This is a genomic window from Nocardioides endophyticus (assembly GCF_039543845.1).
GTDB classification, from domain to species: Bacteria; Actinomycetota; Actinomycetes; order Propionibacteriales; family Nocardioidaceae; genus Nocardioides; species Nocardioides endophyticus.
In genome coordinates this window covers 66,194-91,935 of record NZ_BAABKN010000026.1, presented here as the reverse complement: position 1 = coordinate 91,935, position 25,742 = coordinate 66,194, and the positions used below count along the sequence as shown (strand labels likewise).

At 70.8% G+C, this 25,742-nt stretch carries 28 protein-coding genes; 27 read left to right on the top strand and 1 reads right to left on the bottom strand.

The annotated features are described in order from the left end of the window. Window positions 1-29 precede the first annotated feature (29 nt). The 23 genes from ABEA33_RS20295 (at window position 30) to ABEA33_RS20185 (ending at window position 22,663) form a co-directional block, all read left to right on the top strand. The gene (locus ABEA33_RS20295; RefSeq protein WP_345528780.1) at window positions 30-1,046 is read left to right on the top strand and encodes an ABC transporter permease; all 1,017 of its coding nucleotides are present in this window, start codon (window positions 30-32) and stop codon (window positions 1,044-1,046) included. Between the two features lie 59 nt (window positions 1,047-1,105). Beyond that, entirely contained in the window at window positions 1,106-2,137 is a 1,032-nt protein-coding gene (locus ABEA33_RS20290; RefSeq protein WP_345528837.1) for an ABC transporter ATP-binding protein, read from the top strand. After that, window positions 2,134-3,411, top strand: coding sequence for an ABC transporter ATP-binding protein (locus ABEA33_RS20285; protein WP_345528779.1), 1,278 nt, complete (start codon window positions 2,134-2,136; stop codon window positions 3,409-3,411). Before ABEA33_RS20290 ends, ABEA33_RS20285 begins: the two co-directional genes overlap by 4 nt. Window positions 3,412-3,425: 14 nt before the next feature. Continuing rightward, a complete protein-coding gene (locus ABEA33_RS20280) occupies window positions 3,426-4,781 on the top strand; it encodes a replication-associated recombination protein A (protein WP_425577456.1) in 1,356 nt (451 codons plus the stop codon). A 507-nt stretch (window positions 4,782-5,288) separates the two neighbouring features. Next, a complete protein-coding gene (locus tag ABEA33_RS20275) occupies window positions 5,289-5,795 on the top strand; it encodes a hypothetical protein (RefSeq protein ID WP_345528777.1) in 507 nt (168 codons plus the stop codon). A gap of 10 nt (window positions 5,796-5,805) precedes the next feature. Beyond that, window positions 5,806-6,093: a DUF6167 family protein gene (locus tag ABEA33_RS20270; protein WP_345528775.1), complete on the top strand. Its 288-nt coding sequence runs from the start codon at window positions 5,806-5,808 to the stop codon at window positions 6,091-6,093. After that, a complete protein-coding gene (gene alaS / locus ABEA33_RS20265; protein WP_345528773.1) occupies window positions 6,093-8,768 on the top strand; it encodes an alanine--tRNA ligase in 2,676 nt (891 codons plus the stop codon). Before ABEA33_RS20270 ends, alaS begins: the two co-directional genes overlap by 1 nt. 17 nt (window positions 8,769-8,785) lie before the next feature. Further along, a complete protein-coding gene (gene ruvX / locus ABEA33_RS20260; protein ID WP_345528772.1) occupies window positions 8,786-9,256 on the top strand; it encodes a Holliday junction resolvase RuvX in 471 nt (156 codons plus the stop codon). Beyond that, window positions 9,253-10,452 (top strand): endolytic transglycosylase MltG, encoded by a 1,200-nt coding sequence (gene mltG, locus ABEA33_RS20255; RefSeq protein WP_345528771.1) that lies wholly within the window; start codon window positions 9,253-9,255, stop codon window positions 10,450-10,452. The genes ruvX and mltG overlap by 4 nt, the downstream gene beginning before the upstream one ends. Before the next feature lie 11 nt (window positions 10,453-10,463). Then, entirely contained in the window at window positions 10,464-11,282 is an 819-nt protein-coding gene (locus ABEA33_RS20250) for a shikimate dehydrogenase (protein WP_345528770.1), read from the top strand. Beyond that, complete coding sequence (locus ABEA33_RS20245; protein ID WP_345528769.1) at window positions 11,279-11,992, top strand: prepilin peptidase; 714 nt, start codon at window positions 11,279-11,281, stop codon at window positions 11,990-11,992. The genes ABEA33_RS20250 and ABEA33_RS20245 overlap by 4 nt, the downstream gene beginning before the upstream one ends. Before the next feature lie 40 nt (window positions 11,993-12,032). Next, window positions 12,033-13,211, top strand: coding sequence for a chorismate synthase (gene aroC / locus ABEA33_RS20240; protein WP_345528768.1), 1,179 nt, complete (start codon window positions 12,033-12,035; stop codon window positions 13,209-13,211). A gap of 7 nt (window positions 13,212-13,218) precedes the next feature. Further along, window positions 13,219-13,719 carry a shikimate kinase gene (locus tag ABEA33_RS20235; RefSeq protein WP_345528767.1) on the top strand — a complete coding sequence of 167 codons (501 nt, stop codon included), beginning with the start codon at window positions 13,219-13,221 and terminating at the stop codon, window positions 13,717-13,719. A 67-nt stretch (window positions 13,720-13,786) separates the two neighbouring features. Then, window positions 13,787-14,878 (top strand): 3-dehydroquinate synthase, encoded by a 1,092-nt coding sequence (aroB, locus tag ABEA33_RS20230; RefSeq protein WP_345528766.1) that lies wholly within the window; start codon window positions 13,787-13,789, stop codon window positions 14,876-14,878. Further along, a complete protein-coding gene (locus ABEA33_RS20225; protein WP_345528765.1) occupies window positions 14,875-15,318 on the top strand; it encodes a type II 3-dehydroquinate dehydratase in 444 nt (147 codons plus the stop codon). The genes aroB and ABEA33_RS20225 overlap by 4 nt, the downstream gene beginning before the upstream one ends. Before the next feature lie 37 nt (window positions 15,319-15,355). After that, the gene (locus ABEA33_RS20220; RefSeq protein ID WP_345528764.1) at window positions 15,356-16,150 is read left to right on the top strand and encodes an SIMPL domain-containing protein; all 795 of its coding nucleotides are present in this window, start codon (window positions 15,356-15,358) and stop codon (window positions 16,148-16,150) included. Between the two features lie 96 nt (window positions 16,151-16,246). After that, window positions 16,247-16,810, top strand: coding sequence for an elongation factor P (gene efp, locus ABEA33_RS20215; RefSeq protein WP_345528763.1), 564 nt, complete (start codon window positions 16,247-16,249; stop codon window positions 16,808-16,810). Continuing rightward, window positions 16,810-17,217 (top strand): transcription antitermination factor NusB, encoded by a 408-nt coding sequence (nusB, locus tag ABEA33_RS20210; protein ID WP_345528762.1) that lies wholly within the window; start codon window positions 16,810-16,812, stop codon window positions 17,215-17,217. The genes efp and nusB overlap by 1 nt, the downstream gene beginning before the upstream one ends. Before the next feature lie 4 nt (window positions 17,218-17,221). Next, the gene (locus tag ABEA33_RS20205) at window positions 17,222-18,628 is read left to right on the top strand and encodes a dihydrolipoyl dehydrogenase family protein (protein ID WP_345528761.1); all 1,407 of its coding nucleotides are present in this window, start codon (window positions 17,222-17,224) and stop codon (window positions 18,626-18,628) included. Then, window positions 18,594-19,400 (top strand): DUF1206 domain-containing protein, encoded by an 807-nt coding sequence (locus ABEA33_RS20200; protein ID WP_345528760.1) that lies wholly within the window; start codon window positions 18,594-18,596, stop codon window positions 19,398-19,400. Before ABEA33_RS20205 ends, ABEA33_RS20200 begins: the two co-directional genes overlap by 35 nt. Next, complete coding sequence (locus ABEA33_RS20195) at window positions 19,397-20,695, top strand: dihydrolipoyl dehydrogenase family protein (protein WP_345528759.1); 1,299 nt, start codon at window positions 19,397-19,399, stop codon at window positions 20,693-20,695. Before ABEA33_RS20200 ends, ABEA33_RS20195 begins: the two co-directional genes overlap by 4 nt. 77 nt (window positions 20,696-20,772) lie before the next feature. Next, on the top strand, window positions 20,773-22,104 hold the full coding sequence (locus ABEA33_RS20190) for a MinD/ParA family ATP-binding protein (protein ID WP_345528758.1): 1,332 nt from the start codon (window positions 20,773-20,775) through the stop codon (window positions 22,102-22,104). 106 nt (window positions 22,105-22,210) lie between these two features. After that, window positions 22,211-22,663, top strand: coding sequence for a hypothetical protein (locus tag ABEA33_RS20185; protein ID WP_345528757.1), 453 nt, complete (start codon window positions 22,211-22,213; stop codon window positions 22,661-22,663). A gap of 3 nt (window positions 22,664-22,666) precedes the next feature. On the opposite strand, the gene ABEA33_RS20180 is transcribed toward ABEA33_RS20185, so the two are convergent. Then, window positions 22,667-23,074 carry a PPOX class F420-dependent oxidoreductase gene (locus tag ABEA33_RS20180; RefSeq protein ID WP_345528756.1) on the bottom strand — a complete coding sequence of 136 codons (408 nt, stop codon included), beginning with the start codon at window positions 23,072-23,074 and terminating at the stop codon, window positions 22,667-22,669. Between the two features lie 56 nt (window positions 23,075-23,130). Here ABEA33_RS20180 and ABEA33_RS20175 point away from each other — a divergent pair, with 56 nt between their 5' ends. From ABEA33_RS20175 to ABEA33_RS20160, 4 genes are read left to right on the top strand one after another with little or no spacing between them, the layout of a single operon-like run. Next, window positions 23,131-24,147, top strand: a complete 1,017-nt coding sequence (locus ABEA33_RS20175) for an NADPH:quinone reductase (protein ID WP_345528755.1) — start codon at window positions 23,131-23,133, stop codon at window positions 24,145-24,147. Window positions 24,148-24,188: 41 nt separating this feature from the next. Further along, window positions 24,189-24,380 (top strand): hypothetical protein, encoded by a 192-nt coding sequence (locus tag ABEA33_RS20170; protein WP_345528754.1) that lies wholly within the window; start codon window positions 24,189-24,191, stop codon window positions 24,378-24,380. Next, window positions 24,364-25,050, top strand: coding sequence for a molybdopterin-dependent oxidoreductase (locus ABEA33_RS20165; RefSeq protein WP_345528753.1), 687 nt, complete (start codon window positions 24,364-24,366; stop codon window positions 25,048-25,050). Before ABEA33_RS20170 ends, ABEA33_RS20165 begins: the two co-directional genes overlap by 17 nt. Next, entirely contained in the window at window positions 25,043-25,663 is a 621-nt protein-coding gene (locus ABEA33_RS20160; RefSeq protein WP_345528752.1) for a cytochrome b/b6 domain-containing protein, read from the top strand. Before ABEA33_RS20165 ends, ABEA33_RS20160 begins: the two co-directional genes overlap by 8 nt. Window positions 25,664-25,742: the final 79 nt, after the last annotated feature.

Here is a 25,742-nt window from a genome sequence, read left to right as displayed (position 1 = left end):
GCCCGTCATCGTCGTCAGCAGAGGTCCCCGTGTTTGCCTACATCGTCCGTCGAGTCATCGCCGGCGTGATCCTGATCGTTGTGATGAGCATCGTGACGTTCGCGCTGTTCTTTGCCTCGCCCGTCGACCCGGCTCAGTTCGCGTGTGGCAAGAACTGCTCGGCCGCGCAGAAGGAAGTGACCGCGGACGCGCTCGGATACAACGACAACTTCATGGTGCAGTGGGCCAAGTTCGCCAAGGGTGTCTTCGTCGGCCGTGACTTCCCGGACGACCCCGAGCTCAAGGAGACCGCTCCCCAGACGATCGCCCACTGCCCGGCGCCCTGCCTGGGCTACTCCACCGAGCGCACCTCGACGGTCAACGACCTGATCGAACGAACGCTGCCGGTCTCGGCATCCATCGCGCTCGCGGCCTTCGTCCTCTGGATCCTCGGCGGCGTCCTCTTCGGCGTGATCGCCGCTCTCAAGAGAGGCACGATCATCGACCGTGGGCTCGTCGGCCTCTCGCTGGTCTTCTACGCCCTCCCGACATTCTTCACCGGACTGCTGCTGTACAAGTTCGTGGCCATCCAATGGGGATGGGTCGACATACCTCGCTACACCACCATCGCCGACGGTGGACTGTCCGGGTGGGGGTCCAGCCTGTTGCTGCCGGCGATCACGCTCGCGGTCTTCTTCATGGCGGGCTACGTGCGAATGACTCGCGCCTACGTCCTCGAGTCCCTGAGCGAGGACTACGTCCGCACCGCCCGGGCGAAGGGCCTGCCTCCGCGCACCGTCACCTTCAAGCACGCCCTGCGCGCCGCGCTGACACCGATCGTGACGATGGCCGGTCTCGACTTCGCCGGTCTCCTGGGCGGCGCGATCATCACCGAGTCGGTGTTCAACTACCCGGGTCTCGGCAAGCTGGCCGTCCAGGCCAACCGCGACTTCGACCTGCCCACTCTGGTGGGACTGGTGCTCCTGCTGGCGGTCTTCGTCATCGTCGCCAACATCATCGTGGACCTGCTGTACGCCGTCATCGACCCGCGCGTGCGGCTCAGTTAGTGAGGACAACCGTGGTGGACGCTCACCCCGATACCGGTTCCGACACCAGCAGCTATCTCATGGTCGACGACCTCCGGGTCCACTTCCCGACTCCCGACGGCCTCGTCAAGGCGACCGACGGCCTGAGCTTCAGGCTGGGACGCGGCAAGACGCTGGGCATCGTCGGCGAGTCGGGTTCTGGCAAGTCGGTCTCGAGCTCGGCGATCCTCGGCCTGCACCGGGGCACCAGCGCCAAGGTCAGCGGACGGATCCTGCTCGACGGCACCGACCTGCTCGCGCTCAGCGACGAGCAGATGCGCCAGCGACGCGGTAAGGAGGTGTCGATGATCTTCCAGGACCCGCTCTCGGCGATGCACCCCTACTTCACCGTGGGCAAGCAGATCGCCGAGGCCTACCGCGTGCACCATGACGCGAACAAGAAGGCCGCGCGCGCTCGTGCCATCGAGATGCTCGACCGCGTTGGCATCCCGCAGCCCGACCGTCGCGTCGACGACTACCCGCACCAGTTCTCGGGTGGGATGCGGCAGCGCGCCATGATCGCGATGGGGCTGATCAACAACCCCGGCCTGCTGATCGCCGACGAGCCGACGACCGCGCTGGACGTGACGGTGCAGGCTCAGATCCTCGACCTGCTCCAAGACCTGCAACGCGAGTTCGACTCGTCGGTCATCATCATCACCCACGATCTCGGTGTCGTTGCAGAGATGGCAGACGATGTGCTGGTCATGTACGCCGGCCGCGCCGTCGAGTACGGCTCGACCAAGGAGCTCCTGACCCACCCGGAGATGCCCTACACCTGGGGTCTGCTCTCCAGCGTCCCCGACGTCACCGCTGACACCGGTGGACGGCTGGTGCCCATTCCCGGCAACCCGCCGTCGCTGCTTAACCCGCCCCAGGGCTGTGCGTTCCATCCCCGGTGCCTGCACCGTGACAAGGTGCCCGGAGACCTGTGCCGGACGGCGCTGCCCGAGCTCCTGCCGGGCAAGCGGTTCGCGGGGCACCTCAAGCGGTGTCACCTGCCTGATCCGGACGTGGTGTACGAACGAGAGGTCCTGCCCGAGATCGCGCCGGGTCTGGTGGAGGAAGCATGAGCGGCCAACTGTCCAGCAGCACCGGGATGCCGAACGAGGACCCGCATCCTCCTGGCGAGGACCCGATCGAACAGGACGAGATCGACTACGTCGCTCCGGTCACCTCGCACTCCGCTGCGGTCGCCGACCCTGCGGCGAAGCCGATCCTCGAGGTCGAGGACCTGCGGATGTACTTCCCGGTGAAGTCGGCCGGCCTGTTCCGCCGCACGATCGGTCACGTGCAGGCCGTGGACGGCGTCTCGTTCCAGGTCCCGGAGGGCGGGTCGCTCGGCCTGGTTGGTGAGTCCGGCTGCGGCAAGTCGACGACCGGCCGGATGGTGACCCGACTCTACGAGCCGACCGGTGGCGCGATCAGGTTCGACGGTGAGGACATCGCCAAGACCTCGGAGCGCGGCCTCAAGCCACTGCGCCGGGAGATCCAGATGATCTTCCAGGACCCGTACACCTCGCTGAACCCGCGCCACACCGTAGGTTCGATCGTCGGTGCGCCCCTGGAGATCCACAAGATCGTGCCGCGGAAGCAGGTGCTGGCGCGGGTCCAGGAGCTGTTGGAGATCGTCGGTCTCAACCCCGAGCACTACAACCGCTACCCACACGAGTTCTCCGGTGGTCAGCGGCAGCGCATCGGCATCGCCCGCGCGCTGACCCTGCAGCCCAAGCTCCTGGTGGCGGACGAGCCGGTCTCGGCGCTCGACGTGTCGATCCAGGCGCAGGTGGTCAACCTGCTCCAGGACCTGCAGAAAGAGTTCCGGATCGCGTTCCTCTTCATCGCCCACGACCTGGCGATCGTGCGGCACTTCTGCCCCGAAGTGGCCGTCATGTACCTCGGCAAGATCGTGGAGATCGCGGACCGGGACTCGCTCTACAACCGCCCGAACCACCCCTACTCGCAAGCACTGCTGTCGGCGGTCCCCGACGTCAAGCAGGCCGCGATCGGTGGTCGGCGGGAGCGGATCCGACTCGTTGGCGACGTGCCCAGCCCGATCAACCCGCCGTCGGGGTGCCGGTTCCGGACCCGGTGCCCGATCGCGCAGGAGATCTGTGCCCGGGTCGAGCCGCCCCTCCTGCAGGTCGGTCCTCGCCACAAGGTGGCCTGTCACTTCCCGGGTCAGCTGGGCAAGCACCCTGACAAGCCCATCACCGGCCGGATGCTCGGTGTCGACGACTACGGCGCCCCGGACCCGAGCGCGACCCCGTTGACGGGCCTCGACAGTGGTCCGGGCTTCGCCGACCACTGGTTCGACATCGAGGCCAAGACCCTGCGCCAGGCCTGACCGGCAGGCCAGGAGTGGAAGAGGGACTGTTCGAGACGCCTGGTGCTGCCGCGCGCACCGGGGGTGGGTCGCTGAACGCGAACACGCACGCGTCCGCGCCGTTGGCGGTGCGGATGCGACCTCGGACCCTCGACGAGCTCGTCGGCCAGGCGCAGCTGCGCGCCCCCGGGTCGCCGCTGCGCCGGCTGGTGGAGGGCGACCAGTCGATGTCGCTGCTGCTCTGGGGGCCGCCGGGCACGGGCAAGACGACGATCGCCTCCATCGTCAGCCAGCAGACCGACCGGCGCTTCGTCGAGGTCTCCGCCGTGTCGGCCGGCGTCAAGGAGGTCCGCGCCGCGATCGACGCCGCCCGCGCCGAGCTGGTCGCGACCGGTCGGGAGACGGTGCTCTTCGTCGACGAGGTGCACCGGTTCAGCAAGGCGCAGCAGGACGGACTGCTCCCGGGCGTCGAGAATCGCTGGGTCACGTTGATCGCTGCCACGACCGAGAACCCGTTCTTCAGCGTGATCTCGCCACTGCTCTCACGCAGCCTGCTGCTGCGGCTGGAGTCGCTGACCGACGACGACGTACGCGCCGTCCTGGACCAGGCGATCACCGACGAACGCGGTCTGGGCGGATCGGTCAAGGTCGAGGACGAGGCGCTCGAGCACCTCGTCCGGCTCGCCGGCGGCGACGCCCGACGCTCGTTGACCTATCTGGAGGCCGCGGCCGGTGCCGCGTCGTCGCAGGGTCTCGATACCGTCGACCTCTCGACCGCGGAGACTGCTGTCGATCGAGCGGCAGTGCGCTACGACCGCCAGGGCGACCAGCACTATGACGTCGTCAGTGCCTTCATCAAGTCGGTCCGCGGCTCCGACGCCGACGCGGCGCTGCACTACCTGGCGCGGATGATCGAGGCGGGGGAGGACCCGCGCTTCATCGCGCGGCGCCTGATGATCCTGGCCTCCGAGGACGTCGGCCTGGCTGATTCCACCGCTCTGGCGACCGCGGTTGCCGCGGCGCAGACCGTCCAGCTGATCGGGATGCCGGAAGCCCAGCTGACCCTGGCGCACGCCACCATCGCGCTCGCGGTGGCCCCGAAGTCCAACGCCGTCACCACCGCGATCGGTGCTGCCATCGCGGACGTCCAGGCCGGGAAGATCGGCCAGGTGCCGCCTCATCTGCGCGACGCGCACTACGCCGGCGCCAAGAAGATCGGCCACGGCTCGACGTACAAGTACAGCCACGACGAGCCGTTCGGCATCGCTGAGCAGCAGTACGCCCCCGACATCGTGCTCGACCGCGAGTACTACCAGCCGACCTCCCTCGGTGCCGAGGCGTCGATCAAGGAGCGCTGGGAGCGGGTACGCCGGATCATCCGTGGCAAGTGACCTTCGGTGGTTGAGGTGGGAGGCGCGCTGGCGCCGACCTTCGGAACCACCCGGAGCGAAGAGCGCGCGGGCGTCCCGGTGGTCGAGCTGCGAGCTCCGGCAGGCGTCGTCGAGGCCCCCGCACCCGAGCGCCCTGTCTGGGCTGCGGGGGTCTCGGCAGGCTCGACCGCCGGGGGCCGCGCGGGCCGTCACCTCGCCGGCCCCTCAGCGATGACGTGACGTTCGCGTTGTTCGAACGTTCGTGCAACGCAGAACCTGGAATGGAGCTTGGCTGCCGTTGGCTGATACCGGGGGCCGAGCGCTGGTGCCCAGCCTCGGAACCACCCGGAGCGAAGAGCGCGCACCGGACATCAGGTCCGATCCACCGCACTCGTCATGCCGACACCAGCGACGGTGCGACCGATCAGCCACGGCGAGATCTACCTCAGCAACGTCATCCTCGCCGCCTGACGGACGTCGCCGACCGGAGGCGCGTCGTCCACCCGCACCGCGATAGGGTCGGTCACCATGCAGGACTGGATCGTGCCCGCCGCGGCGGGAGCGCTGGCGCTGGTGGCGTTGGTCCTTGCTGTTGCGCTCCTGCGGGCCCGGTCGCGCACCGAACGGGTGCTGGCCGAGGCGCAGGCCGAGACGGCCGTGCTGCGAGATCAGGTCGCTGCTCTGGAGCGTCGTCTCGACCGGCCGACGGCCAACCCGGAGGCGTCGTTCGTGATCACCGACCTCGGCCTCGAGGCCACGTCGGAGCCGGACGAGGTCGAGCAGCCGCCGGCGACGATCGGCTCCGCGCTCTTCGCTGACCTGGTGCTCCGCGAGACCGTCGTGAAGGCAGCCTCCCTGGCCCACGGCGTGCGCCGAGCACTCGACCCGGAGACCCGCAACCGGATCCGGTTCGAGATGAAGCGTGAGGTGAAGCGGGCGCGCAAGCAGCGCCGCGCGGACACCCGCGAGGCCCGGCGCGAGTGGGAGGCGCGTCAGCGCGCCGGTCTCCGCAACGACGAGGACTCAGCCGCATGAGCTCTGCCATATGAAACGGGGACTCTGGTTCGTCGCCGGAGCCGGCACGGCCGTCTATGCGATGGTGCGGGGCCGACGAGCCGTCGAGGCATTCACGGTCGACGGGCTCAAGGATCGGATCGGCGCGCTCGAGGTGGGCGCCCGGCTCTTCCGCGACGAGGTCGCCCAGGGCAAGGCCGACAAGGAATCCGAGTTGCGCGAGCGGCTCGGCCTCGTGCCTCATGGGACCCCAGAACTGACCGGGGGCCGCCACAAGGCGGTCGCCCCGCCGAACGACAGCCAGGAAGGCAGCAACTGATGGACACCGCGGAGATCCGCCGGAGGTTCGTGGCGCACTTCGAGCGCGACGGCCACACCCCGGTGCCCTCGGCCTCGCTGCTGCTCGACGACCCGAACCTGCTGTTCGTCAACGCCGGCATGGTGCCGTTCAAGCCGTACTTCCTCGGCCAGGAGACGCCGCCGTACACCCGCGCGACGAGCGTGCAGAAGTGCGTGCGGACCCCGGACATCGAGGACGTCGGCAAGACCACCCGGCACGGGACGTTCTTCGAGATGTGCGGCAACTTCTCCTTCGGTGACTACTTCAAGGAGCACGCGATCGAGCTCGCGTGGGACCTGGTCACCAAGCCGGTCGCGGACGGCGGCTGGGGCTTCGACGAGAGCAGGCTCTACCCGAGCGTGTACGTCGACGACCCCGAGGCAGTCGCGCTCTGGCGCAAGATCACCGGCCTGCCCGACGACCGGATCGCGCGCCTGGGCAAGTCCGAGAACTACTGGTCGATGGGCGTGCCAGGCCCCGGTGGTCCCTGCTCCGAGATCCTCATCGACCGCGGTCCGGCGTACGGCGCCGACGGCGACTTCTCGGCCGAGGACCGCTACCTGGAGTTCTGGAACCTGGTCTTCATGCAGGACGAGCTGAGCGCCGTCCGCAGCAAGGAGGACTTCGACATCTCGGGGTCCCTGCCGAAGAAGAACATCGACACCGGCATGGGCCTCGAGCGGGTCGCCTTCATGACCCAGGGCGTCGAGAACATGTACGAGATCGACGTGATGTTCCCGGTCATCCAGATGGCCGAGCAGCTCACCGGCCGACGGTACGGCGCGAGCCCCGAGGACGACGTGCGGTTCCGCGTCATCGCCGACCACGTGCGCAGCTCGATGATGCTCATCGGCGACGGCGTCACGCCCGGCAACGAGGCCCGCGGCTACGTGCTCCGCCGGCTGCTGCGCCGTGCGGTCCGCTCGATCCGGCTGCTGGGCTACGAGGACCCGGCGCTACCGGAGCTGTTCCCGGTCAGCCGCGACAAGATGGGCGAGACGTACGCCGACCTGCACACCGACTGGGAGCGGATCTCGCGGGTGGCGTACGCCGAGGAGGAGACGTTCCGCAAGACGCTCCAGGCCGGCACCCAGATCTTCGACCTGGCCGCGCAGGACGTGAAGAAGTCGGGGCGGACCACGCTGTCCGGCGACCAGGCGTTCGCCCTGCACGACACGTACGGCTTCCCGATCGACCTGACCCTGGAGATGGCGTCCGAGGCCGGTCTCGCTGTGGACGAGCCGGGCTTCCGATCGCTGATGGCCGAGCAGCGCGAGCGGGCCAAGGCCGACGCGCGCGCCAAGCGCGGCCAGCACGCCGACACCGGTGTCTACCGCACCGTGCTCGACGAGCACGGCCCGACGGAGTGGCTCGCCTACGAGACGCTCGACACCGAGTCCAGCGCGCTGGCGCTGCTCGTCGGTGGTGCGCCCGCGACGTCGTTGACCTCCGGCGACGTCGGCGAGCTGATCCTCGACCGGACGCCGTTCTACGCCGAGTCCGGCGGCCAGGCGGCCGATGCCGGCACGATCGAGTTCGACGGTGGCCGCCTCGAGGTGATCGACGTGCAGCGGCCGATCAAGGGCCTCGTCGTCCACCAGGTCAGGGTCGTCGACGGCGAGTTCACGCCCGGTGGCCACGAACTGCACGCGAGGGTCGACCCCGAGTGGCGCACCGGGGCGCGCCAGGCGCACTCCGGCACCCACGTCGTGCACGCGGCGCTCCGCGAGGTGCTCGGCCCCTCGGCTCTGCAGTCCGGCTCCTACAACCGGCCGGGCTACCTGCGCCTCGACTTCGGCTGGACCACCGGCCTGTCACCGGAGCAGGTCCGCGACATCGAGCGGGTGTCCAACGAGGCGCTCCGTGCCGACCTGCCGGTCGGCTGGCAGTACATGACGCTCTCCGAGGCCAAGGAGTGGGGCGCGATCGCACTCTTCGGCGAGACCTACGACAACACCAAGGTGCGCGTCGTCGAGATCGGCGGTCCCTGGTCCCGCGAGCTCTGCGGAGGCACGCACGTCGACCACTCCTCGCAGATCGGCACCGTCGTCATCACCGGAGAGGCCTCGGTCGGCTCGGGCAACCGCCGCATCGAGGCGTTCACCGGCGTCGAGGGCTTCGCCTACCTGGCTCGCGAGCGGGACGTCGTCGCCCAGCTCACCGGCCTGCTCAAGACCCAGCCCGACGACCTCGTCGGCCGGGTCGGCGACCTGGTCGAGCGTCTGCGCGCGGCCGAGAAGGAGATCGAGAAGGCCCGCGTGGGCCAGCTCCTCGCTGCGGGCGGTTCGCTCGCGGCCGGCGCCACGAAGATCGGCCCGATCAACCTCGTCGCGCATCGCGCCGACGGCGCCGGGGGAGGCGACGTACGCACGCTCGCCGTCGATGTCCGCGGGCGGCTGCCGCAGGGCGAGCCCGGTGTCGTGGTGATCATCGGTGCCGCTGACGGCAAGGTCTCGGTGGTGGCCGCGGTCAACGACGAGGCGCGCGGCCGCGGCCTGAGCGCCAACGACCTGGTCCGCGCCGTCGGGCCGCTGGTCGGCGGCAAGGGTGGCGGCAAGGACGACGTCGCCCAGGGTGGCGGCACCGACACCTCGCGCATCGACGAGGCGCTGGCCGTCGTGGCCGCGGAGGTCGGCCGGGTCGCGGCCGGCTGACCGCGACCGACACGACGATGCGCCACGGCGTACGGCTCGGCATCGACCCCGGCGACGTTCGGATCGGGGTGGCGCGGAGCGACCCCTCGGGCTTCCTCGCCAGCCCGGTGGAGACCGTGCGCCGTGGCAAGGGCGACCTCGCCCGGATCGCGAAGATCCTCGCCGCGGAGCAGGAGGAGTCGACGGTCGTCGAGGTCGTCGTCGGCCTGCCCCGCTCGCTCTCCGGGCGTGAGGGACCGGCGGCCGCCAAGGTCCGCGAGTTCGCGGGCAGCCTCGCCCGCCGGGTCGCGCCGATCCCGGTGCGACTCGTCGACGAGCGGATGACCACCGTGTCCGCGGAGGCTATGCTGCGCGACCAAGGCCGCAAGGGGGGCAAGCGGCGAGCTGTGGTCGACCAGGCCGCCGCTGTGCTGATCCTGCAGCATGCACTGGACACCGAGCGCGCGACGGGGACCGCGCCCGGGGAGATCCTCGAGGAGACTTCATGACGGACGAGTACGACTCGAACCACGAGACCCCGCCGATCCTGGACGAGCGGTCCGAGGACGGGGATGACGGTTCGCCGTACCAGCCTGGCCGCAGGCGCGCTCACCGGCGGCGCAACCTGCCCGGCTGCATCGCCGTCCTGGTCGCGCTCGCCGTCGTCGCCGGCGGCGGCTACTTCGCCGTCACCTGGGGCATCGACAAGATCGGTGACCAGTTCTCGTCGGCCGAGGACTACCCCGGACCGGGGCAGGGCAAGGTCACCTTCCAGGTGGAGAAGGGCGACACCATCGGCGCGATGGGCCGCAACCTCAAGGCCGCCGGGGTCGTCGCCTCGGTCGATGCCTTCATCGACGCTGCGAACGCCAACCCCGAGGCCAGCAGCATCCAGGCCGGCTACTTCCCGCTGAAGAAGAAGATGGCGTCCGACGACGTCGTCGAGATCCTCGTCGACCCGAGCAACATGGTGAAGGCGACGGTCACCATCCCGGAGGGGCTCCGGGTCCCGGACACGGTGGCGATCCTGGCCAAGAAGACGAAGTTCTCGAAGGCCGACTTCCAGAAGGTCCTCGACAACCCGGCCAAGCTGGGTCTGCCCGACTACGCGGACGGCAACCCGGAGGGCTACCTCTTCCCGGCCACGTACGACTTCGGCCCCGACGCGACGCCCGAGTCCATGCTGACCGCGATGGTCACGCGCTGGCGCCAGGCCGCCGACGACGCCAAGCTCGAGGAGTCCGCGGCGGCGCTGGGCTACACGCCCCAGGAGCTGATGACAGTCGCGAGCCTGGTGCAGGCCGAAGGCCGCGGCGACGACATGCCGAAGATCGCCCGGGTCATCTACAACCGAGTGGAGAACCCCGACAACGGCATCACCAACGGGCTGCTGCAGGTCGACGCCTCGGTCAACTACGCGCTCGGCCGCCCGGGCATCACCGTCCTGACCACGGACGAGATCGACTCGGTCGCGGACTCGCCGTACAACACCTACAAGCAGACCGGCCTGCCGCCGGCGCCGATCGAGTCACCGGGCGACGAGGCGATCGAGGCTGCCGCGCACCCGGCCGAAGGTGACTGGCTGTTCTACGTGACGGTCAACCTCAAGACCGCCGAGACCAAGTTCACCGCCGACTACGACGAGTTCCTCGCCTTCAAGCAGGAGCTCAGGGACTACTGCGACACGCAGTCCGACCGCTGCTGACGGGACGGTCGATGCACTGTGCCGTGCTGGGCGACCCGATCGCCCACTCGCTGTCGCCGGTCCTGCACCGGGCGGGGTACGCCGCAGCCGGGCTGGACGACGTCACGTACGACGCCGTCCGCGTCCCGGATGACGGTCTGGCCGGCTTCGTGGCCGGCCTCGACGAGACCTGGCGCGGGCTGTCGCTGACGATGCCGCACAAACGCCGGGCGCTCGAGCTCGGCGGGACGGTCACCGACCGGGCCAGGTTGGCCGGGGCGGCCAACACCCTGGTGCTGGAGCGGGGGATCGTCGTCCTCGCCGACAACACCGACCTGCCCGGAGCTGCCGCCGCCGTGCGGGAGAGGTACGACGGTCCGGTGCGGGCCGCCACGATCCTGGGCGGGGGAGCCACGGCGGCGTCGACGGCGCTGGCGATGTGTGACCTCGGCGCGAGACGGATCCGGCTGCTCGCCCGAAGCGTCGACCGGGCCGCCGAGGCGGCCGCCGCCGTGGCGGCCCACCCGTCGGCGCCGACCGTCGAGGTGGACACCCTGGCCGCCGGGGCCGTCGAGGGTGACGTCGTCGTCGCCACGATCCCGGCCGATGCGCAAGACGATGCCCTGGTGGCGCGGTGCGCTGACGTGCCCGTCGTCTTCGAGGTGATCTACGACCCGTGGCCGACGCCGATCGCGGCGGCGGCGGGGGACCGCGTGCTCGTGTCCGGCCTCGACCTGCTCGTGCACCAGGCGGTCCTGCAGTTCCAGCTCTTCACCGGCGTACCCGCCCCGCTGGCCGCCATGCGGGCCGCCGGCGAGGCCGAGCTCACGGCCAGACACTCCTCCCCATGAACCTCGACGTCGCCGGCGTCCTGCTGGGCGCGCTGCTCTGCGGTGCGGCCGGAGCGGGGGTGCCGGCCCTGATCGCGCGGATCCCCGAACCGGTGCCGAAGGACGGCGCGCAGCCTGTCCCGCGCTACGGCCCTGTCGCCGCACTGCCCGGTCTCTGGGGCCGCGCGGCCGTGATCGCCGCTGTCGCTGGAGGACTGATCGGCGGCGCGATCGGTCTCGACTGGCCGCTGCTCTTCCTGCTGCCGCTCGTGCCCGTCTCGGTCGCGCTGTCCTTCGTGGACCTGCACACCCACCTGCTGCCGACCAAGGTCATCTGGCCGACGCTCGCGGCCACGGTCGTGCTGGCGGCGGTGGCCGCCCTGGCGGACAGCGACCCGCGCGCGTTCGTCCGTGCCGCCGTCGCGGGGGCGGTGGTCTTCGGGTTCTTCCACGCCCTGTGGTGGGTCTACCCCGTCGGCATGGGGTACGGCGACGTTCGGCTCTCGTCGATCGTCGGTTTCGTGCTCGGCTACCTCGGGTGGGCCGAGCTCCTGATCGGCGTGTACGGCGCCTTCCTGGTCTTCGCCGTGCTCGGTGTCGTCCGGGCGGCGGCACGGCGCGACCGGTCGGCGCTGCGCACCGCGATGCCGTTCGGGCCGTTCCTGCTCGCCGGCGTGCTCGCCGGGGTCGTGCTGGGCGGACCGCTGTGGGGGTATCTCGTCTCCGGGTGACCGACCGAGCACGTCGTGCCGGCCGTGAAAGACTGCCCCCATGCTGCGTTGGCTCACCGCGGGCGAGTCCCACGGCCCCTCCCTGGTCGCGATCCTCGAGGGGCTGCCTGCCCATGTGCAGGTGACCTCCGACGACATCGCGGACGCCCTCGCCCGGCGACGGCTCGGCTACGGTCGCGGTGCCCGGATGAAGTTCGAGCAGGACGAGGTGACGATCGTCGGCGGCGTCCGGCACGGCAAGACCCAGGGCGGCCCGGTCGCGGTCCAGGTCGGCAACACCGAGTGGCCGAAGTGGGACAAGGTGATGTCGGCCGACCCGGTCGACCCGGTCGAGCTCGAGGCGATGGCCCGCAACGCTCCGCTGACGCGCCCCCGACCCGGCCACGCCGACCTCGCCGGCATGCAGAAGTACGCCTTCGACGACGCCCGGCCGATCCTGGAGCGGGCCTCTGCCCGCGAGACCGCGGCCCGGGTGGCGCTCGGCCGGGTGGCCAGCAACTTCGTCGAGCAGGCCGTGGGCGCCCGGATCGTCTCCCACGTGATCGAGCTCGGTGGCGTGCGTGCCCCCGCTGGCGAGTGGCCTGAACCCGACGACGTGGCTCGCCTCGACGCCGACGAGGTGCGCTGCCTCGACGCCGAGACGAGCAAGCGGATGGTCGAGCGCATCGACCAGGCGCACAAGGACGGCGACACCCTCGGTGGCGTCGTCGAGGTGGTCGTCCACGGGCTCCCGCCCGGCCTCGGCTCGCACGTGCACTGGGACCGTCGCCTGGACTCGCGCCTGGCCGGCGCGCTGATGGGCATCCAGGCGATCAAGGGCGTCGAGGTCGGCGACGGCTTCGAGCTGGCCGCCACCCCAGGGTCGCTCGCGCACGACGAGATCGTGTCGACGTCCGGCGGCATCCGTCGGGTGAGTGGCCGCTCCGGCGGCACCGAGGGCGGCATGACCACAGGCGAGATCCTGCGGGTGCGGGCGGCGATGAAGCCCATCGCCACCGTCCCGCGTGCGCTGCGCACCGTCGACCTCGCCACCGGCGAGGCGACCGTCGCGCACCACCAGCGCTCCGACGTGTGCGCGGTCCCGGCGGCGGGCATCGTCGCCGAGGCGATGGTGGCGCTCGTGCTGGCCGAGGCGGTGCTGGAGAAGTTCGGCGGCGACTCGGTCCAGGAGACCCGGCGCAACGCGCAGTCCTACCTCGACACGCTCCGATACAAGTGAGCCGTCGATGATCGTGCTGATCGGCCCGATGGGGTCCGGCAAGACGACGGTCGGCCGACTGGTGGCGGAGCGGCTCGGAACCGCCGTCCGCGACACCGACCACGACGTCGAGGCCGCCGCCGGTCGCGAGATCTCGGAGATCTTCGTCGACGAGGGCGAGGCCGCCTTCCGCGCGCTCGAGCGCGCCGCGGTCGCCGAAGCCCTGGCGACCCACGACGGTGTGCTGGCCTTGGGCGGGGGAGCGGTGCTCGACCCCGAGACCCGGGACCTGCTCGTCGGCCATGACGTCGTCTTCCTCCGGGTCGGCCTCTCCGACGCCGTGAAGCGCGTCGGGCTCGGGACGTCGCGACCCCTGCTGCTGGGCAACGTGCGCGGCCGCATCAAGACCCTGCTCGACGAACGCACCCCCGTCTATGAGTCGGTCGCCACTCTTGCGGTCGAGACCGACGGACGTGAGCCGCAGGAGATCGCCGACGAGATCGTCGCGGCCCTGGGAGCACGAGCATGAACACCCCACGGAACCGCAGTCTTCCCCCGCTTCGCTCCTCCAGCCCACGCTTCCGCGGGGACCCCGCATGAGCGAGACCGTCATCCGGGTCGCCGGCCCGGCGCCGTACGACGTCGTCATCGGCCACGGTGTCGCCGACCGGCTGCCCGCCCTGCTCGGCGACGGCGTCACCCGGGTCGCGGTCGTGCACCCGGAGGGGCTCGTCGCTGACCAGATCATCGAGGCTCTGGAGCGCGACTACGAGGTCATCGGCATCGCCGTCCCGGACGGGGAGCGCGCCAAGACGGCCACCGTCGCCGCCGCGTGCTGGGAGGTCCTGGGCGAGGCCGGCTTCACCCGGTCCGACGCCGTCGTGACGTACGGCGGGGGTGCCACCACCGACCTCGGCGGGTTCGTCGCGGCTACCTGGCTGCGCGGCGTCAAGGTCGTGCACGTGCCGACCACGCTCCTGGCGATGGTCGACGCGGCGGTCGGCGGCAAGACCGGCATCAACACCGGTGCCGGCAAGAACCTCGTCGGCTCGTTCCACGAGCCCACCGGTGTGCTCTGCGACCTCGCCACCCTCGCGTCCCTGCCGCGGGCCGAGCTGGTCGCCGGCCTGGGCGAGGTCGTGAAGTGCGGCTTCATCGCGGACCCGGTCATCCTCGACCTGGTCGAGGCCACGGAGCCGGCCGACCTCACCGCCGGCTCCGCTGTGCTCCGTGAGCTCGTCGAGCGGGCGGTCCAGGTCAAGGCCGACGTCGTCGCGGGGGACCTGAAGGAGACCGGTGGCACCGACGGCCACCCTGGTCGCGAGGCTCTCAACTACGGCCACACCCTCGCGCACGCCATCGAGCGCACCGAGGACTACACGATCCGCCACGGTGAGGCGGTGGCCATCGGCTGCGTCTTCGTCGCCGAGGTCGCCGGACTCGCGGGCCTCCTGGCTCCCGACGTCGTGGCCCGGCACCACTCGGCGTTCGCGCGGGTCGGGCTGCCAACGACGTACGGCGGCGCCGCGTTCGACACGCTGCACGCAGCCATGAAGGTCGACAAGAAGTCGCGGGGCAACCTGCTCCGCCTGGTCGTGCTCAGCGACCTGGCCCGGCCGACGGTGCTCGCCGGCCCGAGCGAGGACGACCTGCGCGCGGCGTACGCAGCGATCGGAGGCCCCTCGTGACCCCCACCCACAACCGAGTGCTCGTCCTCAACGGACCCAACCTCGGCCGCCTCGGCAAGCGCCAGCCCGAGATCTACGGCAGCACCACCCACGCCGAGCTCGCCGAGAAGTGCGTCGAGTGGGGCCGTGAGCTCGGCCTCGAGGTGGAGGTGCGCCAGACAAACCACGAGGGCGCCATGCTCGACTGGCTCAACGGTGCCGCCGACGAGGGCAACCCGGTCGTGCTCAACGCCGCGGCCTGGACGCACTACTCGTACGCGATCTTCGACGCCTGCGCCCAGCTGGTCGCCCCCCTCGTCGAGGTGCACATCTCCGACCCGCACCAACGGCCCGAGGAGTTCCGGCACACGTCGGTCGTGACGCCGTACGCCGTCGAGGTCGTCGCCGGCCACGGCATCGACGGCTACCGGATGGCGCTCGAGGTCATCGCGCGCTCCTGATCGGAACCGTCTGGAGGGCCGCATCGTCCGACCCTCCATGAACGGGAACATCACCCTCAGCATCCGTACGTTCGTGATCGGCCTGGTCGTCCTGGTGGCGCTGGTCGTGGCCTACCTGCTGGGCAGCTCGGGGGGCGGGTCGCCCGCGGCAGCCAGGGCGACGGACGACGACACCGCGTCGTCGGATCCGGCCCCGCCGCGGGAGCTGACGATGACCGGCACCGGCGACGCGAGCGCCGTGCCCGACCAGCTGTCCTTCTCCCTCGAGGTCCACCTCACCCGACCCGAGCTCGACGCCGCGCTCGAGGCGGCGAACAGGTCGATGGCGCGCGTGCTCGGCTCGCTCAAGGAGCACGGCGTCGACAAGGGCGACGTGCAGACCACCGGCCTGTCGATGGATCCGGTCTACGACTACCCCAACTACGGTCCGCCTGTGCTGCGCGGCTACCGCGTGTCGGAGCGAGCCAACGTCCTGGTCGGCGAGCTCGAGCAGGGCGGTGCGGCCGTCTCGGCCGCCGTCGCCGCGGGTGGCAACGAGGTCCGGGTCGACAATCTCAAGCTGCTCGTCGGCGACACCGACGTGGTGATGGAGCAGGCCCGGGACGCTGCCGTCGACGAGGCCAGGGCCAAAGCGGAGCAGTACGCCGCGGCCTCGGGCGAGGAGCTCGGTGACGTGGCGACGATCAGCGAGGTGAAGACCCGGCCGCTGCCGACGCCCGTCGAGGGATACGCCGCATTGTCGCGAGTGACCAAGGACCTGGCGGCGATGCCGATCCGGGCGGGCCGGGACGAGGCGTCGGTGACGGTGCGGATCGTCTGGCACCTGAAATAGGGGAGTCGTCGCGGCAGCCGATAGACTCCTCCGCTGGTGCCCATCCGTTGGGCGACCTCACGAACCCTCCCGACGTACGAAGGCTGGCACGCGCGCATGGCAACCACGAACGACCTGAAGAACGGCATGGTTCTCAACATCGAAGGCCAGCTCTGGGCCGTTGTCGAGTTCCAGCACGTGAAGCCGGGCAAGGGTCCCGCCTTCGTGCGCACCAAGCTCAAGAACGTCGAGTCCAACAAGACGGTCGACAAGACCTTCAACGCCGGCACCAAGGTCGAGACCGCCACGGTCGACCGCCGCACGATGCAGTACCTCTACAACGACGGCTCGTCGTTCGTCTTCATGGACGTCTCCGACTACGAGCAGATCGAGATCGCGCCCGAGATCGTGGGCAACGCCGCCAACTTCCTCCTGGAGAACCAGGAGGCCGTCGTGGCCACCAACGAGGGCCGCGTGCTCTTCATCGAGCTCCCGGCCTCGGTCGAGCTCGTCGTGACCTTCACCGAGCCCGGCCTCGCCGGAGACTCGGCCACCGGACGCACCAAGCCGGCGACCCTCGAGACCAACCACGAGATCCAGGTGCCGCTCTTCATCAACCAGGGCGAGAAGGTCAAGGTCGACACCCGCGACTCCTCCTACATGGGTCGCGTCAAGTCCTGATGTCAGCTCGCTCCAAGGCCCGCAAGCGCGCGCTGGACGTCCTCTTCGCCTCCGACGTCCGTGGTGAGTCCGCGACCACGGCTCTCGAGACCGCGATCGCCGACGGCGAGGGTCCGACCAACGACTACACCGCCGTCCTGGTGCGGGGGGTCGAGGACCACCGCGACCACATCGACGAGGTGCTGGCGCAGTACGCCGAGGGCTGGACCCTGCAGCGGATGCCGGCCGTCGACCGCAACGTGCTGCGCCTGGGCGTCTGGGAGCTGCTGTACGCCGAGGACGTGCCCGACAGCGTCGCGATCACCGAGGCGATGGCCCTGGTGACCGATCTGTCGACCGACGAGTCGCCGCAGTTCGTCAACGGCGTGCTCGGAGCCGTGCAGCGCAACAAGGAGTCCCTAGTCTGAGGGCATGACTGCTCTCGAGGTTGACCTGGTCGTCATCGGCACCGGACCGGGAGGCGAGGCCCTCGCCACCGGGGCCGCCAAGGCGGGGCTGAAGGTCGTCGCCGTCGACAAGCACCTGGTCGGGGGCGAGTGCCCCTACTACGGGTGCATCCCGACCAAGATGATGGTGCGCGCGAGCGACGCCGTCGCCGAGGTACGCCGGGCCGCGTCCCTCGCCGGGAACGCCACCATCGCCACGTCCTGGGCGCCGGTGCACCGACGCGTCGACGAGGACGCCACGACGCACTGGGACGACACCATCGCGGTCGACCGGCTGAAGGACGCGGGCGCGACCGTGCACCACGGCGTCGGCCGTCTGGCCGGACCCGGGCGCGTGGAGGTGACGACCGCCGACGGCGAGGTCATCTCCTACACGACCCGCCGCGGCACCGTGCTCAACCCCGGCACCCGTCCGGCGGTGCCGCCGGTCGAGGGGCTCGCGGACACGCCGTACTGGACCAACCGCGACGCGGTGCAGCTCTCCGAGCTGCCGGCGTCGTTGGTCGTGGTCGGTGGTGGGCCGATCGGCTGCGAGCTCGCGCAGGTGTTCGCCCGGTTCGGCGTCCGCGTCACCGTCGTCCAGCACGGCCCGCGGCTGGTCCCGGCCAACGAGCCCGAGGCGGCGGCCCTGCTCGCCGAGGTGTTCACCCATGAGGGCATCCGGGTGCTCACCGACGTCGAGCTCCAGCGTGCGTCGTACGCCGACGGCGCGTTCACCCTCGCGCTCGACACGGGGGAGGAGCTGGTGGCCGACAAGGTGCTGGTCGCCGCCGGTCGCACGCCCAACCTCGACGACCTCGGGCTGGACACCATCGGCCTCGACCCGACCGCGCGGACGCTCCACGTCGACGATCGGCTACGGGTGCAGGACGGGGCTGTGCAGGGTCGGGCTGTGCAGGATCGTCTCTGGGCGATCGGCGACGTGACCGGCAAGGGCGCGTTCACGCACGTCTCGATGTACCAGTCCGCGGTCGCGCTGCGCGACGTGCTCGGTGAGGACGGCCCGGCGGCGCGCTACCACGCGGTCCCGCACGTCACCTTCACCGATCCCGAGATCGGCGGCGTCGGGATGTCCGAGCAGCAGGCCCGAGATGCCGGACTGACCGTGCGCACCGGCCTGACGAAGCTCGAGCAGTCCTCGCGCGGTTTCACGCACGGCCCGGGCGGGCACGGGATGATCAAGGTCGTCGAGGATGCCGACCGCGGGGTCCTGGTCGGAGCGACGGCCGTGGGGCCGGCCGGTGGCGAGATCCTCGGCTTCCTGGCCGTCGCGGTCCACGCGGAGGTCCCGGTCGACACGCTCAGGACGATGATCTATGCCTACCCGACCTTCCACCGTGCCATCGAGTCCGCGCTCGCCGATCTCTTCTGACAGCGACTGGATCGACTGGGTCGCCCGCGCCGGTCTTGTCGCGTACGGCGTCGTCTACGTCCTCATCGGCTGGCTGGCGCTGCAGCTGGCCTGGGGTGACCGGTCCGGTGCACCGTCGAGCTCGGGTGCCCTGCGCGAGCTGGCGCAGCAGCCGTTCGGCGGCGCGCTGATCTGGGTCGTCTCCATCGGGATGTTCCTCCTCGCCCTGTGGCAGCTGCTCGAGGCCGGCTTCGGGCACCGCGACGAGGACGGCAAGAAGCGCCTCGCCAAGCGGGCCGCGTCGGTGGGCAAGGCGGTCGTCTACGTCGCCATCGGGTTCAGCGGTGTGAAGATCGCGGTCGGCAGCGGTTCGTCGGGCAAGGGCGAGGAGACGTTCACCGCCAAGCTGATGAACCTGCCGGCCGGACAGGTGCTGGTCGCGGTCGTCGGTCTCGCCATCATCGGCTTCGGGATCTTCCAGTTCTACCGCGCCTGGACCGAGGGCTTCGCCGACAAGCTCGACGGCGAGGGCCGCAGCGGGACGTCGGGCACGGCGTACATCGCGTTCGGCAAGGCCGGCTACACCGCGCGAGGCGTCGCCTTCGCGATCGTCGGTGGCCTGTTCGTCTACGCAGCCGTCACCCACAACGCCAAGAAGTCCGGCGGGCTCGACCAGGCGCTCTTCGAGGTCCTCGATCAGCCGTTCGGCCCGGTCCTGCTCACGCTCGTCGCGCTCGGCCTCGTCTGCTTCGGGCTGTTCACCTTCGCGCAGGCCCGGCACCTGTCGAGATGAGCGGATCGAACTCGGTCGACGTGGTCGTGCTCGGGCTCGGTGCCGGCGGCGAGTACGCCGCCCGCAAGCTCGCCGACGCCGGGCTCGACGTGGTCGGCGTCGAGCGTGAGCTCGTCGGGGGCGAATGCCCGTTCTACGGCTGCACGCCGTCGAAGCTGATGATCTACTCCGCGCACGAGGGCCAGGGCTTCGCCCGCGCGGCCGCCCGCATCCGCGAGGCCAACCACGACTGGCACGACGACCAGCACGCCGGTCCGCTCGAGGAGGCCGGTGTCCGGATCGTCCGCGGACACGGTCGACTCGTCGGTCCCGGTCGGGTCGAGGTCGACGGCACGACGTACGACGCGCGGCTGGGCGTGGTGCTCGACACCGGCACGGAGCCGGCCGTCCCGCCGGTCGACGGGCTCGCCGGTACGCCGTACTGGACCAACCGCGACGTGATGCGCGAGGTCGAGGCGCCGGGCTCGCTGGTGGTGCTCGGCGGCGGGCCGATCGGGTGCGAGCTGGCGCAGGCGTTCGCCCGGTTCGGGACTCGGGTGGCGCTCGTGGAGGCCGAGGACCGCCTGCTCGGTCCCGAGGAGCCGGAGGCCGCCGAGGTCGTGACGCGGGTGCTCCGCGCCGACGGCGTGGATGTGCGGGTCGGCGCCGAGCTGACCCGTGTGCAGCATGACGGCGGGTTCGTCCTGGAGGTCGGCGGCGACGTGGTGGGTGCGGATCACCTGCTCGTGGCCGTGGGCCGCAAGCCGAACCTCGACGACCTCGGGCTCGAGACCGTCGGCCTGGACCCGGGCGGCGACCGGATCGACACCGATGAGCGGATGCGGGCCGCCGAGCGGCTGTGGGCGGTCGGCGACATCACCGGGAAGGGCGCGTTCACCCACGTGTCGCTCTACCAGGCGAAGGTCGCTGTGGCGGACCTTCTCGGCGCGGATCGTCCCGTAGCGGACTATCGAGCGGTCAGCCGGGTGACGTTCACCGACCCGGAGGTCGGCTCGGTCGGGCTCACCGAGCAGCAGGCTCGCGACACGGGCACGCGGATCGAGGTCGGGCACGCGGAGATCTCACGGGCCGCGCGCGGCTGGATCAACGAGGCCGAGGGCGTCGTCAAGGTGGTGGCGGACGCGGACCGGGGCGTTCTCGTCGGTGGCACGGTCGTGGCGCCGTACGGCGGTGAGGTGCTCGGCCTGCTCACCGCGGCCGTGCACGCCGAGATCCCGGTCGAGACCCTGCGCGGGATGCACTACGCCTACCCCACGTTCCACCGCGCGATCGCGGCCGCGCTGGGTGACCTCTGACCGACGCGTGTGGCTACCTCAATTTCGGGGAAGGACCTGCGGGAGCCGGGACGGTCCTGGCTCTGAGGGAGGGACCGATGTCGCAGGAAGCATGGAGCTCCGGGGGCTCGCGACACGAGGCCGACGACACCAGCGACAAGCTCTACACGCCCGAGGACTTCGCCGCGTACGCCGCGCGCCGGGAGACCCGCGACGGCGGGGCGGGTGGCCGGGAGCCGATGACGTACGGCGACCCCCTGACCGATCCGCTCCCGGGTGCCGTGCAGCCTGTCCAGGCGCCGACAGCCCCCACGAGCCCACCGCCGGCGTACCGGCCGTCGACGCCGCCACCGGCGGCCCCGCCGCCGGCCTATCGGCCGCCCGTCGACCCGCCGGTCGTTGCCGCTGCCCCGCCCCAGCCGCCGGCCCACGCGCTGGCTTCGCCGACGACGGCGCCGGCCACGGACCCCGAGCCGGACGGCGACGTCCGGCGCTTCATGAGCGCCACCGACTTCCTCGACCGCCGCGACGCCGAGCAGGAGCACGGTCCCGCGACCTGGGGCTGGCGCGGCACGGTGCGCCGCTGGAGCGGTGGACTGATCACGCCGCGCATGGGTCCCGACGAGCTGGCGTACGAGGTGGACCGCGCGACCATCCAGCGCGACTTCGACGGGCCGCGGACCATCGCGTTCATCAACCCCAAGGGCGGTGCGGCCAAGACCACCGGCGTGCTGGCGGCGGGCTTCACCTTCGGCACCGTGCGCGGTGGTGGTGTGGTCGCCTGGGACAACAACGAGACCCGCGGCACGCTCGGCATCCGCGGGACTCGCAGCACCCACCGCAACACCACGCGAGAGCTGCTCGAGGACCTGGAGCGGTTCACCGACGTCTACCAGTCCCGCATCGGTGACCTCGGTGCCTTCGTGCGGTCGCAGGGCGACGCCCACTTCGACGTCCTCGCCTCCGACGAGCGGCCCGACGTGACCGGCACGATCCGGGCCTCGGACTTCGACTCGGTGCACAAGCTCCTGGAGCGGTTCTACCGGGTGATCCTGATCGACACCGGCAACAACATGCGCGCCGAGAACTGGCTCGCCGCCGCCGGTGCCGCCGACCTCCTGGTCGTGACGTCGACGGTCCGCGAGGACACCGGCTACAGCGGCCTGTGGATGCTGGACGCCCTGCAGGACGCCGGCTACCAGGACCTGAAGCACAAGACGGTCACGGTGCTGTCGGACCCGTCCGCCAACGTGGACGCCAAGCTCGCGGCCGACCTGGTGGACGTCTACCAGCAGCGCACCCGGGGGGTCTACCGGGTGCCGTACGACCCTGCCCTCGTCGCCGGATCAGTCGTGCCCTACGCCCAGCTGTCCGCCAACACCCGCAGGCAGTGGCTCAAGGCCTGCGCCGGGATGGCCGCCGCCCTCTGACCCGTCGACCCGTTGCTCCCGGCCGCTCGACCCGGCCGGGAGGGCGGGTCGGCGTCATTTCGTCCAGTCACGGCCGGCGGTGCCCGAGGCGTCGTACCCTCACCCGGTGACGGTTCTCGATTCCCGCAGCAGTCGTGCCCAGGTCGGTCCCCGGGTCGTGGGCGACCTTGCCTGGTACGGCGAGCGGTGGCAGCGGTGGGACGGCAAGAAGTGGAAGGCCGCGCTCTACTCCCTGCAGCCCGACGTGCTCCGCGCGCAGGCAGCTCCGCCGACCTGGCCGGAGCTGCCCGCGCACCGTCTCGACCGGGTGCTGGCGTTGGCCGTGGAGCGGCACGTCATGGACCACGGCGGGACCGTGATTCACGAAGGCCCGCACGGTCCGGTGCTCGGCTACCCGAAGACGGTCAACCATCTCCTGTACGCCGTGCTGACCGTGCTGACGTTCGGCATCGGTGCCTTCTTCTGGCTGCTGGCCGTGCTCGAGAGGCGGGAGGAGCGGATCCAGCTCCAGGTCGACAAGTGGGGTCACGTCTGGGGCCAGCGCGGCGCGTCCGTCTGACGCTCATACCTTCGCGGCACCCCAGCCGTGCCACCGCTCGACCCGCAGCCAGGCGCTGGTCCGCGGGCTCTCGCGGTCGGGGTAGGGGTTGCCGCCGTAGTGCCTGCTCAGCCGGTCGATGTCGACCAGCTCCTCGTCCGGCCGCAGCCCCTCGACCCGCCCGATCAGGGAGACGTGGGTGTACCAGCTGTCCTCGTCGAGGACGGTGAGGGTGGCGCGGGGATCGCGGCGCAGGTGCTTCAGCCGGACCCTGGTGTCGTCCATGTTGAGCAGCACTCGGTCGTCGTCCTCGAGCAGGTACCACGTCGCGACCGAGATCGGTTGGCCGTCGGAGCGCAGCGTCGTCACCACCGCCGGGTTGGCCTTGGTGAGCAGCGCGCGGACGTCGTCGGGGAACGGCAGCTCGGGCATGGATCCTCCTCGTCGTGGGTTACCTCCAACCTAGGGTCCCCACCGAGAGGAACAGCATGCGTGCAGTCGTCTACCGCGAGACCGGTCCGTCGTCGGTGCTGGAGGTCGTCGAGCGTGACCTGCCCGAGCCTGGCCCGGGTGAGGTGCGGATCCGGGTTATCCGTTCGGGCGTGAACCCGACGGACTGGAAGTTCCGCGCCGGGATGATGGCGGGCCACGACGAAGTCGTTCCCGGCCAGGACGGTGCGGGTGTGGTCGACGCGGTCGGCCCGGACGTCGAGGCGTACGCCGTGGGCGACCGGGTGTGGACCGTGCTGGCGCAGCACGGTCGGCCCTACGGCACCGCCGCCGAGTTCACGGTCCAGCCTGTCGGGCGGGTTGCCCCGCTGGACGATGCCGCGTCGTACGATCTCGGCGCGAGCCTGGGCGTCCCGGCGGTGACGGCGCACCGGGCGCTGACCGCGGCCGAGGACGGTCCGCACCGGCTCGGGCCGGGCACGCTCGCGGGCCGGGTCGTGCTGGTCGCCGGGGGAGCCGGTGCGGTCGGCAACGCCGCGATCCAACTCGCCCGCTGGTCCGGCGCCACCGTGGTGACGACGGTGAGCAGCGACGAGAAGGCCGACCTCGCCCGGGCCGCAGGCGCCGACCATGTCGTCAACTACCGCACGTCCGACACGACGGAGGAGATCCGGGCGATCGCGCCTGACGGGGTCGACATCGCGGTCGAGGTGGCGCCGGCGCAGAACATCGGCATCGACCTCGACGTGCTCAAGGAGCACGGCCTGGTCTCGATCTACGCCAACAACGGCGGCGACGAGCTGACCATGCCGCTGCGCGCGGCGTTCGGGAAGAACCTGCGCTTCCAGTTCCTCATCCTCTACACGCTCCACCAGCACCTCGTGCAGGCGGCCGTCGAAGACGTCAATGCCGCCGTCGCGGCCGGTGCGCTGCGGGTCGGCGCGGACGCCGGCGTACCGCTGCACCACTTCCCGCTCCAGCAGACCGCCGCGGCCCAGGACGCGGTCGAGGAGGGCGCCGTCGGCAAGGTCCTGGTCGACGTGGCGGACGACTGACACCGAGACCGTTTGACCAGGGGCGTGGTTGAGTTGGACCCATGGCCAAACCGTTGTGGGTGGTTGCCGGCGTCGTCCTGGTGCTTCTCGGCCTGCTGTGGACCCTGCAGGGGATCGACGTCATCGAGGGCAGCTCGATGAGCGGTACGACGACGTGGTCGATCATCGGACCGATCGTGCTGCTCGTCGGCGCCTTCATCATGTCGGTCGGCATCCGTGGGCGCAGACCCTGACGGCGCCCCGGTCGGCCGCCGGGTGGTGCTGGGACTGTTCGGCCTCGGTGCGGTCGGCATCGTCACCGGCAGCAAGATCCAGGGCGGACTGAGCGAGCTGCTCGCCCCGGTCCAGCTGCGCGACCCGACGGGGTTCACCGCACTGGTCCCGCTCGGCAACACCTGGCGCTACTACTCGGTGACGGGCTCGGTCACGCCGCGCGATGCGACCTCGTACGCGCTGACGGTCTCGGGGCTCGTCGACCGGCCGACGACGTACCGCTTGGCCGACCTCGAGGCACTACCGCAGACCGCCTTCACCGACACCTTCCAATGCGTGACGGGGTGGCACGTCCCCGACGTCCCGTGGACCGGCGTACGGCTCGCCGGCCTGCTGGATGCGGCCGCTCCGACGGCTGAGGCGGTCGGCGTGCGGTTCCACTCCTTCGACGGCACTTACTCGGTGAACATGACGCTCGACCAGGCTCGCGCGGACGATGTGATCGTCGCGCTGAGCATGTACGGCGCCCCGGTCACTCACGACCACGGCGGACCGGTGCGGATCTACTCGGGCTCGATGTACGGCTACAAGAGCACCAAGTGGCTGTCCGAGATCGAGGTGACGCCCAACAACGAACCGGGCTACTGGGAGGACCGCGGCTATCCGCTGGACGGGTTCATCGGTGAGTGAGCCGACGGGGTCGTTCGCGAGGTTCGCGCCCGCCGAGCGGCTCGTGCACCGGCTGGTGGCGATCCTGATGGGCAGCTGCCTGATCACCGCGGCGATCCTCTACAACGGCTCGATCATGATGGCGGTCGGCCACCGGCACGTCGTCGAGACCATCCACGTGTGGAGCGGGCTCGCGTTGCCGGTCCCGATGATCGCCGGCGCGCTGTCGGCGGCGTACCGCTCCGACGTGCGACGGCTCAACCGGTTCACCCCCGCCGACTGGCAGTGGCTGCGCAGCCGGACCCGGCGTGACGACACCATCCCGGTGGGCAAGTTCAACGCCGGCCAGAAGATCAACGCCTGGCTGGTGGCCGGCTCGACCGGCGTGCTCCTCGGCACCGGCGCCGTCATGTACTGGACCGGGCTGGTCCGCCTGTCCTGGCGGTCCGGCGCGACCTTCGTGCACGACTGGTTCGCGCTCGGTCTCGGGCTGCTGGTGATCGGCCACATCGTCTACGCGATCCGGGACCCGGAGGCGCGCCGAGGGATGCGCACCGGGCGGGTCGCGCGGCACTGGGCCCGCGTCGAGCACGGGGCCTGGGCCGAGGAGATACAGGATCAGTCCAACTCCTGAGAATCGCCCGGGCCCGGTTCGCCCGGTGCCTGCGGCGCGGGTAGGGTTCCTCTCGATCGACATCCTTTAACGAGCCGTC

Coding starts and splice junctions, on each gene's coding strand:
- ABEA33_RS20290 (WP_345528837.1), top strand. CDS start 1,106: ATGGTCGACGACCTCCGGGTCCACTTCCCGACTCCCGACGGCCTCGTC.
- ABEA33_RS20285 (WP_345528779.1), top strand. CDS start 2,134: ATGAGCGGCCAACTGTCCAGCAGCACCGGGATGCCGAACGAGGACCCG.
- ABEA33_RS20275 (WP_345528777.1), top strand. CDS start 5,289: ATGCAGGACTGGATCGTGCCCGCCGCGGCGGGAGCGCTGGCGCTGGTG.
- ABEA33_RS20270 (WP_345528775.1), top strand. CDS start 5,806: ATGAAACGGGGACTCTGGTTCGTCGCCGGAGCCGGCACGGCCGTCTAT.
- alaS (WP_345528773.1), top strand. CDS start 6,093: ATGGACACCGCGGAGATCCGCCGGAGGTTCGTGGCGCACTTCGAGCGC.
- ruvX (WP_345528772.1), top strand. CDS start 8,786: ATGCGCCACGGCGTACGGCTCGGCATCGACCCCGGCGACGTTCGGATC.
- mltG (WP_345528771.1), top strand. CDS start 9,253: ATGACGGACGAGTACGACTCGAACCACGAGACCCCGCCGATCCTGGAC.
- ABEA33_RS20250 (WP_345528770.1), top strand. CDS start 10,464: ATGCACTGTGCCGTGCTGGGCGACCCGATCGCCCACTCGCTGTCGCCG.
- ABEA33_RS20245 (WP_345528769.1), top strand. CDS start 11,279: ATGAACCTCGACGTCGCCGGCGTCCTGCTGGGCGCGCTGCTCTGCGGT.
- aroC (WP_345528768.1), top strand. CDS start 12,033: ATGCTGCGTTGGCTCACCGCGGGCGAGTCCCACGGCCCCTCCCTGGTC.
- ABEA33_RS20235 (WP_345528767.1), top strand. CDS start 13,219: ATGATCGTGCTGATCGGCCCGATGGGGTCCGGCAAGACGACGGTCGGC.
- aroB (WP_345528766.1), top strand. CDS start 13,787: ATGAGCGAGACCGTCATCCGGGTCGCCGGCCCGGCGCCGTACGACGTC.
- ABEA33_RS20220 (WP_345528764.1), top strand. CDS start 15,356: ATGAACGGGAACATCACCCTCAGCATCCGTACGTTCGTGATCGGCCTG.
- efp (WP_345528763.1), top strand. CDS start 16,247: ATGGCAACCACGAACGACCTGAAGAACGGCATGGTTCTCAACATCGAA.
- nusB (WP_345528762.1), top strand. CDS start 16,810: ATGTCAGCTCGCTCCAAGGCCCGCAAGCGCGCGCTGGACGTCCTCTTC.
- ABEA33_RS20205 (WP_345528761.1), top strand. CDS start 17,222: ATGACTGCTCTCGAGGTTGACCTGGTCGTCATCGGCACCGGACCGGGA.
- ABEA33_RS20195 (WP_345528759.1), top strand. CDS start 19,397: ATGAGCGGATCGAACTCGGTCGACGTGGTCGTGCTCGGGCTCGGTGCC.
- ABEA33_RS20190 (WP_345528758.1), top strand. CDS start 20,773: ATGTCGCAGGAAGCATGGAGCTCCGGGGGCTCGCGACACGAGGCCGAC.
- ABEA33_RS20180 (WP_345528756.1), bottom strand. CDS start 23,074: ATGCCCGAGCTGCCGTTCCCCGACGACGTCCGCGCGCTGCTCACCAAG.
- ABEA33_RS20175 (WP_345528755.1), top strand. CDS start 23,131: ATGCGTGCAGTCGTCTACCGCGAGACCGGTCCGTCGTCGGTGCTGGAG.
- ABEA33_RS20170 (WP_345528754.1), top strand. CDS start 24,189: ATGGCCAAACCGTTGTGGGTGGTTGCCGGCGTCGTCCTGGTGCTTCTC.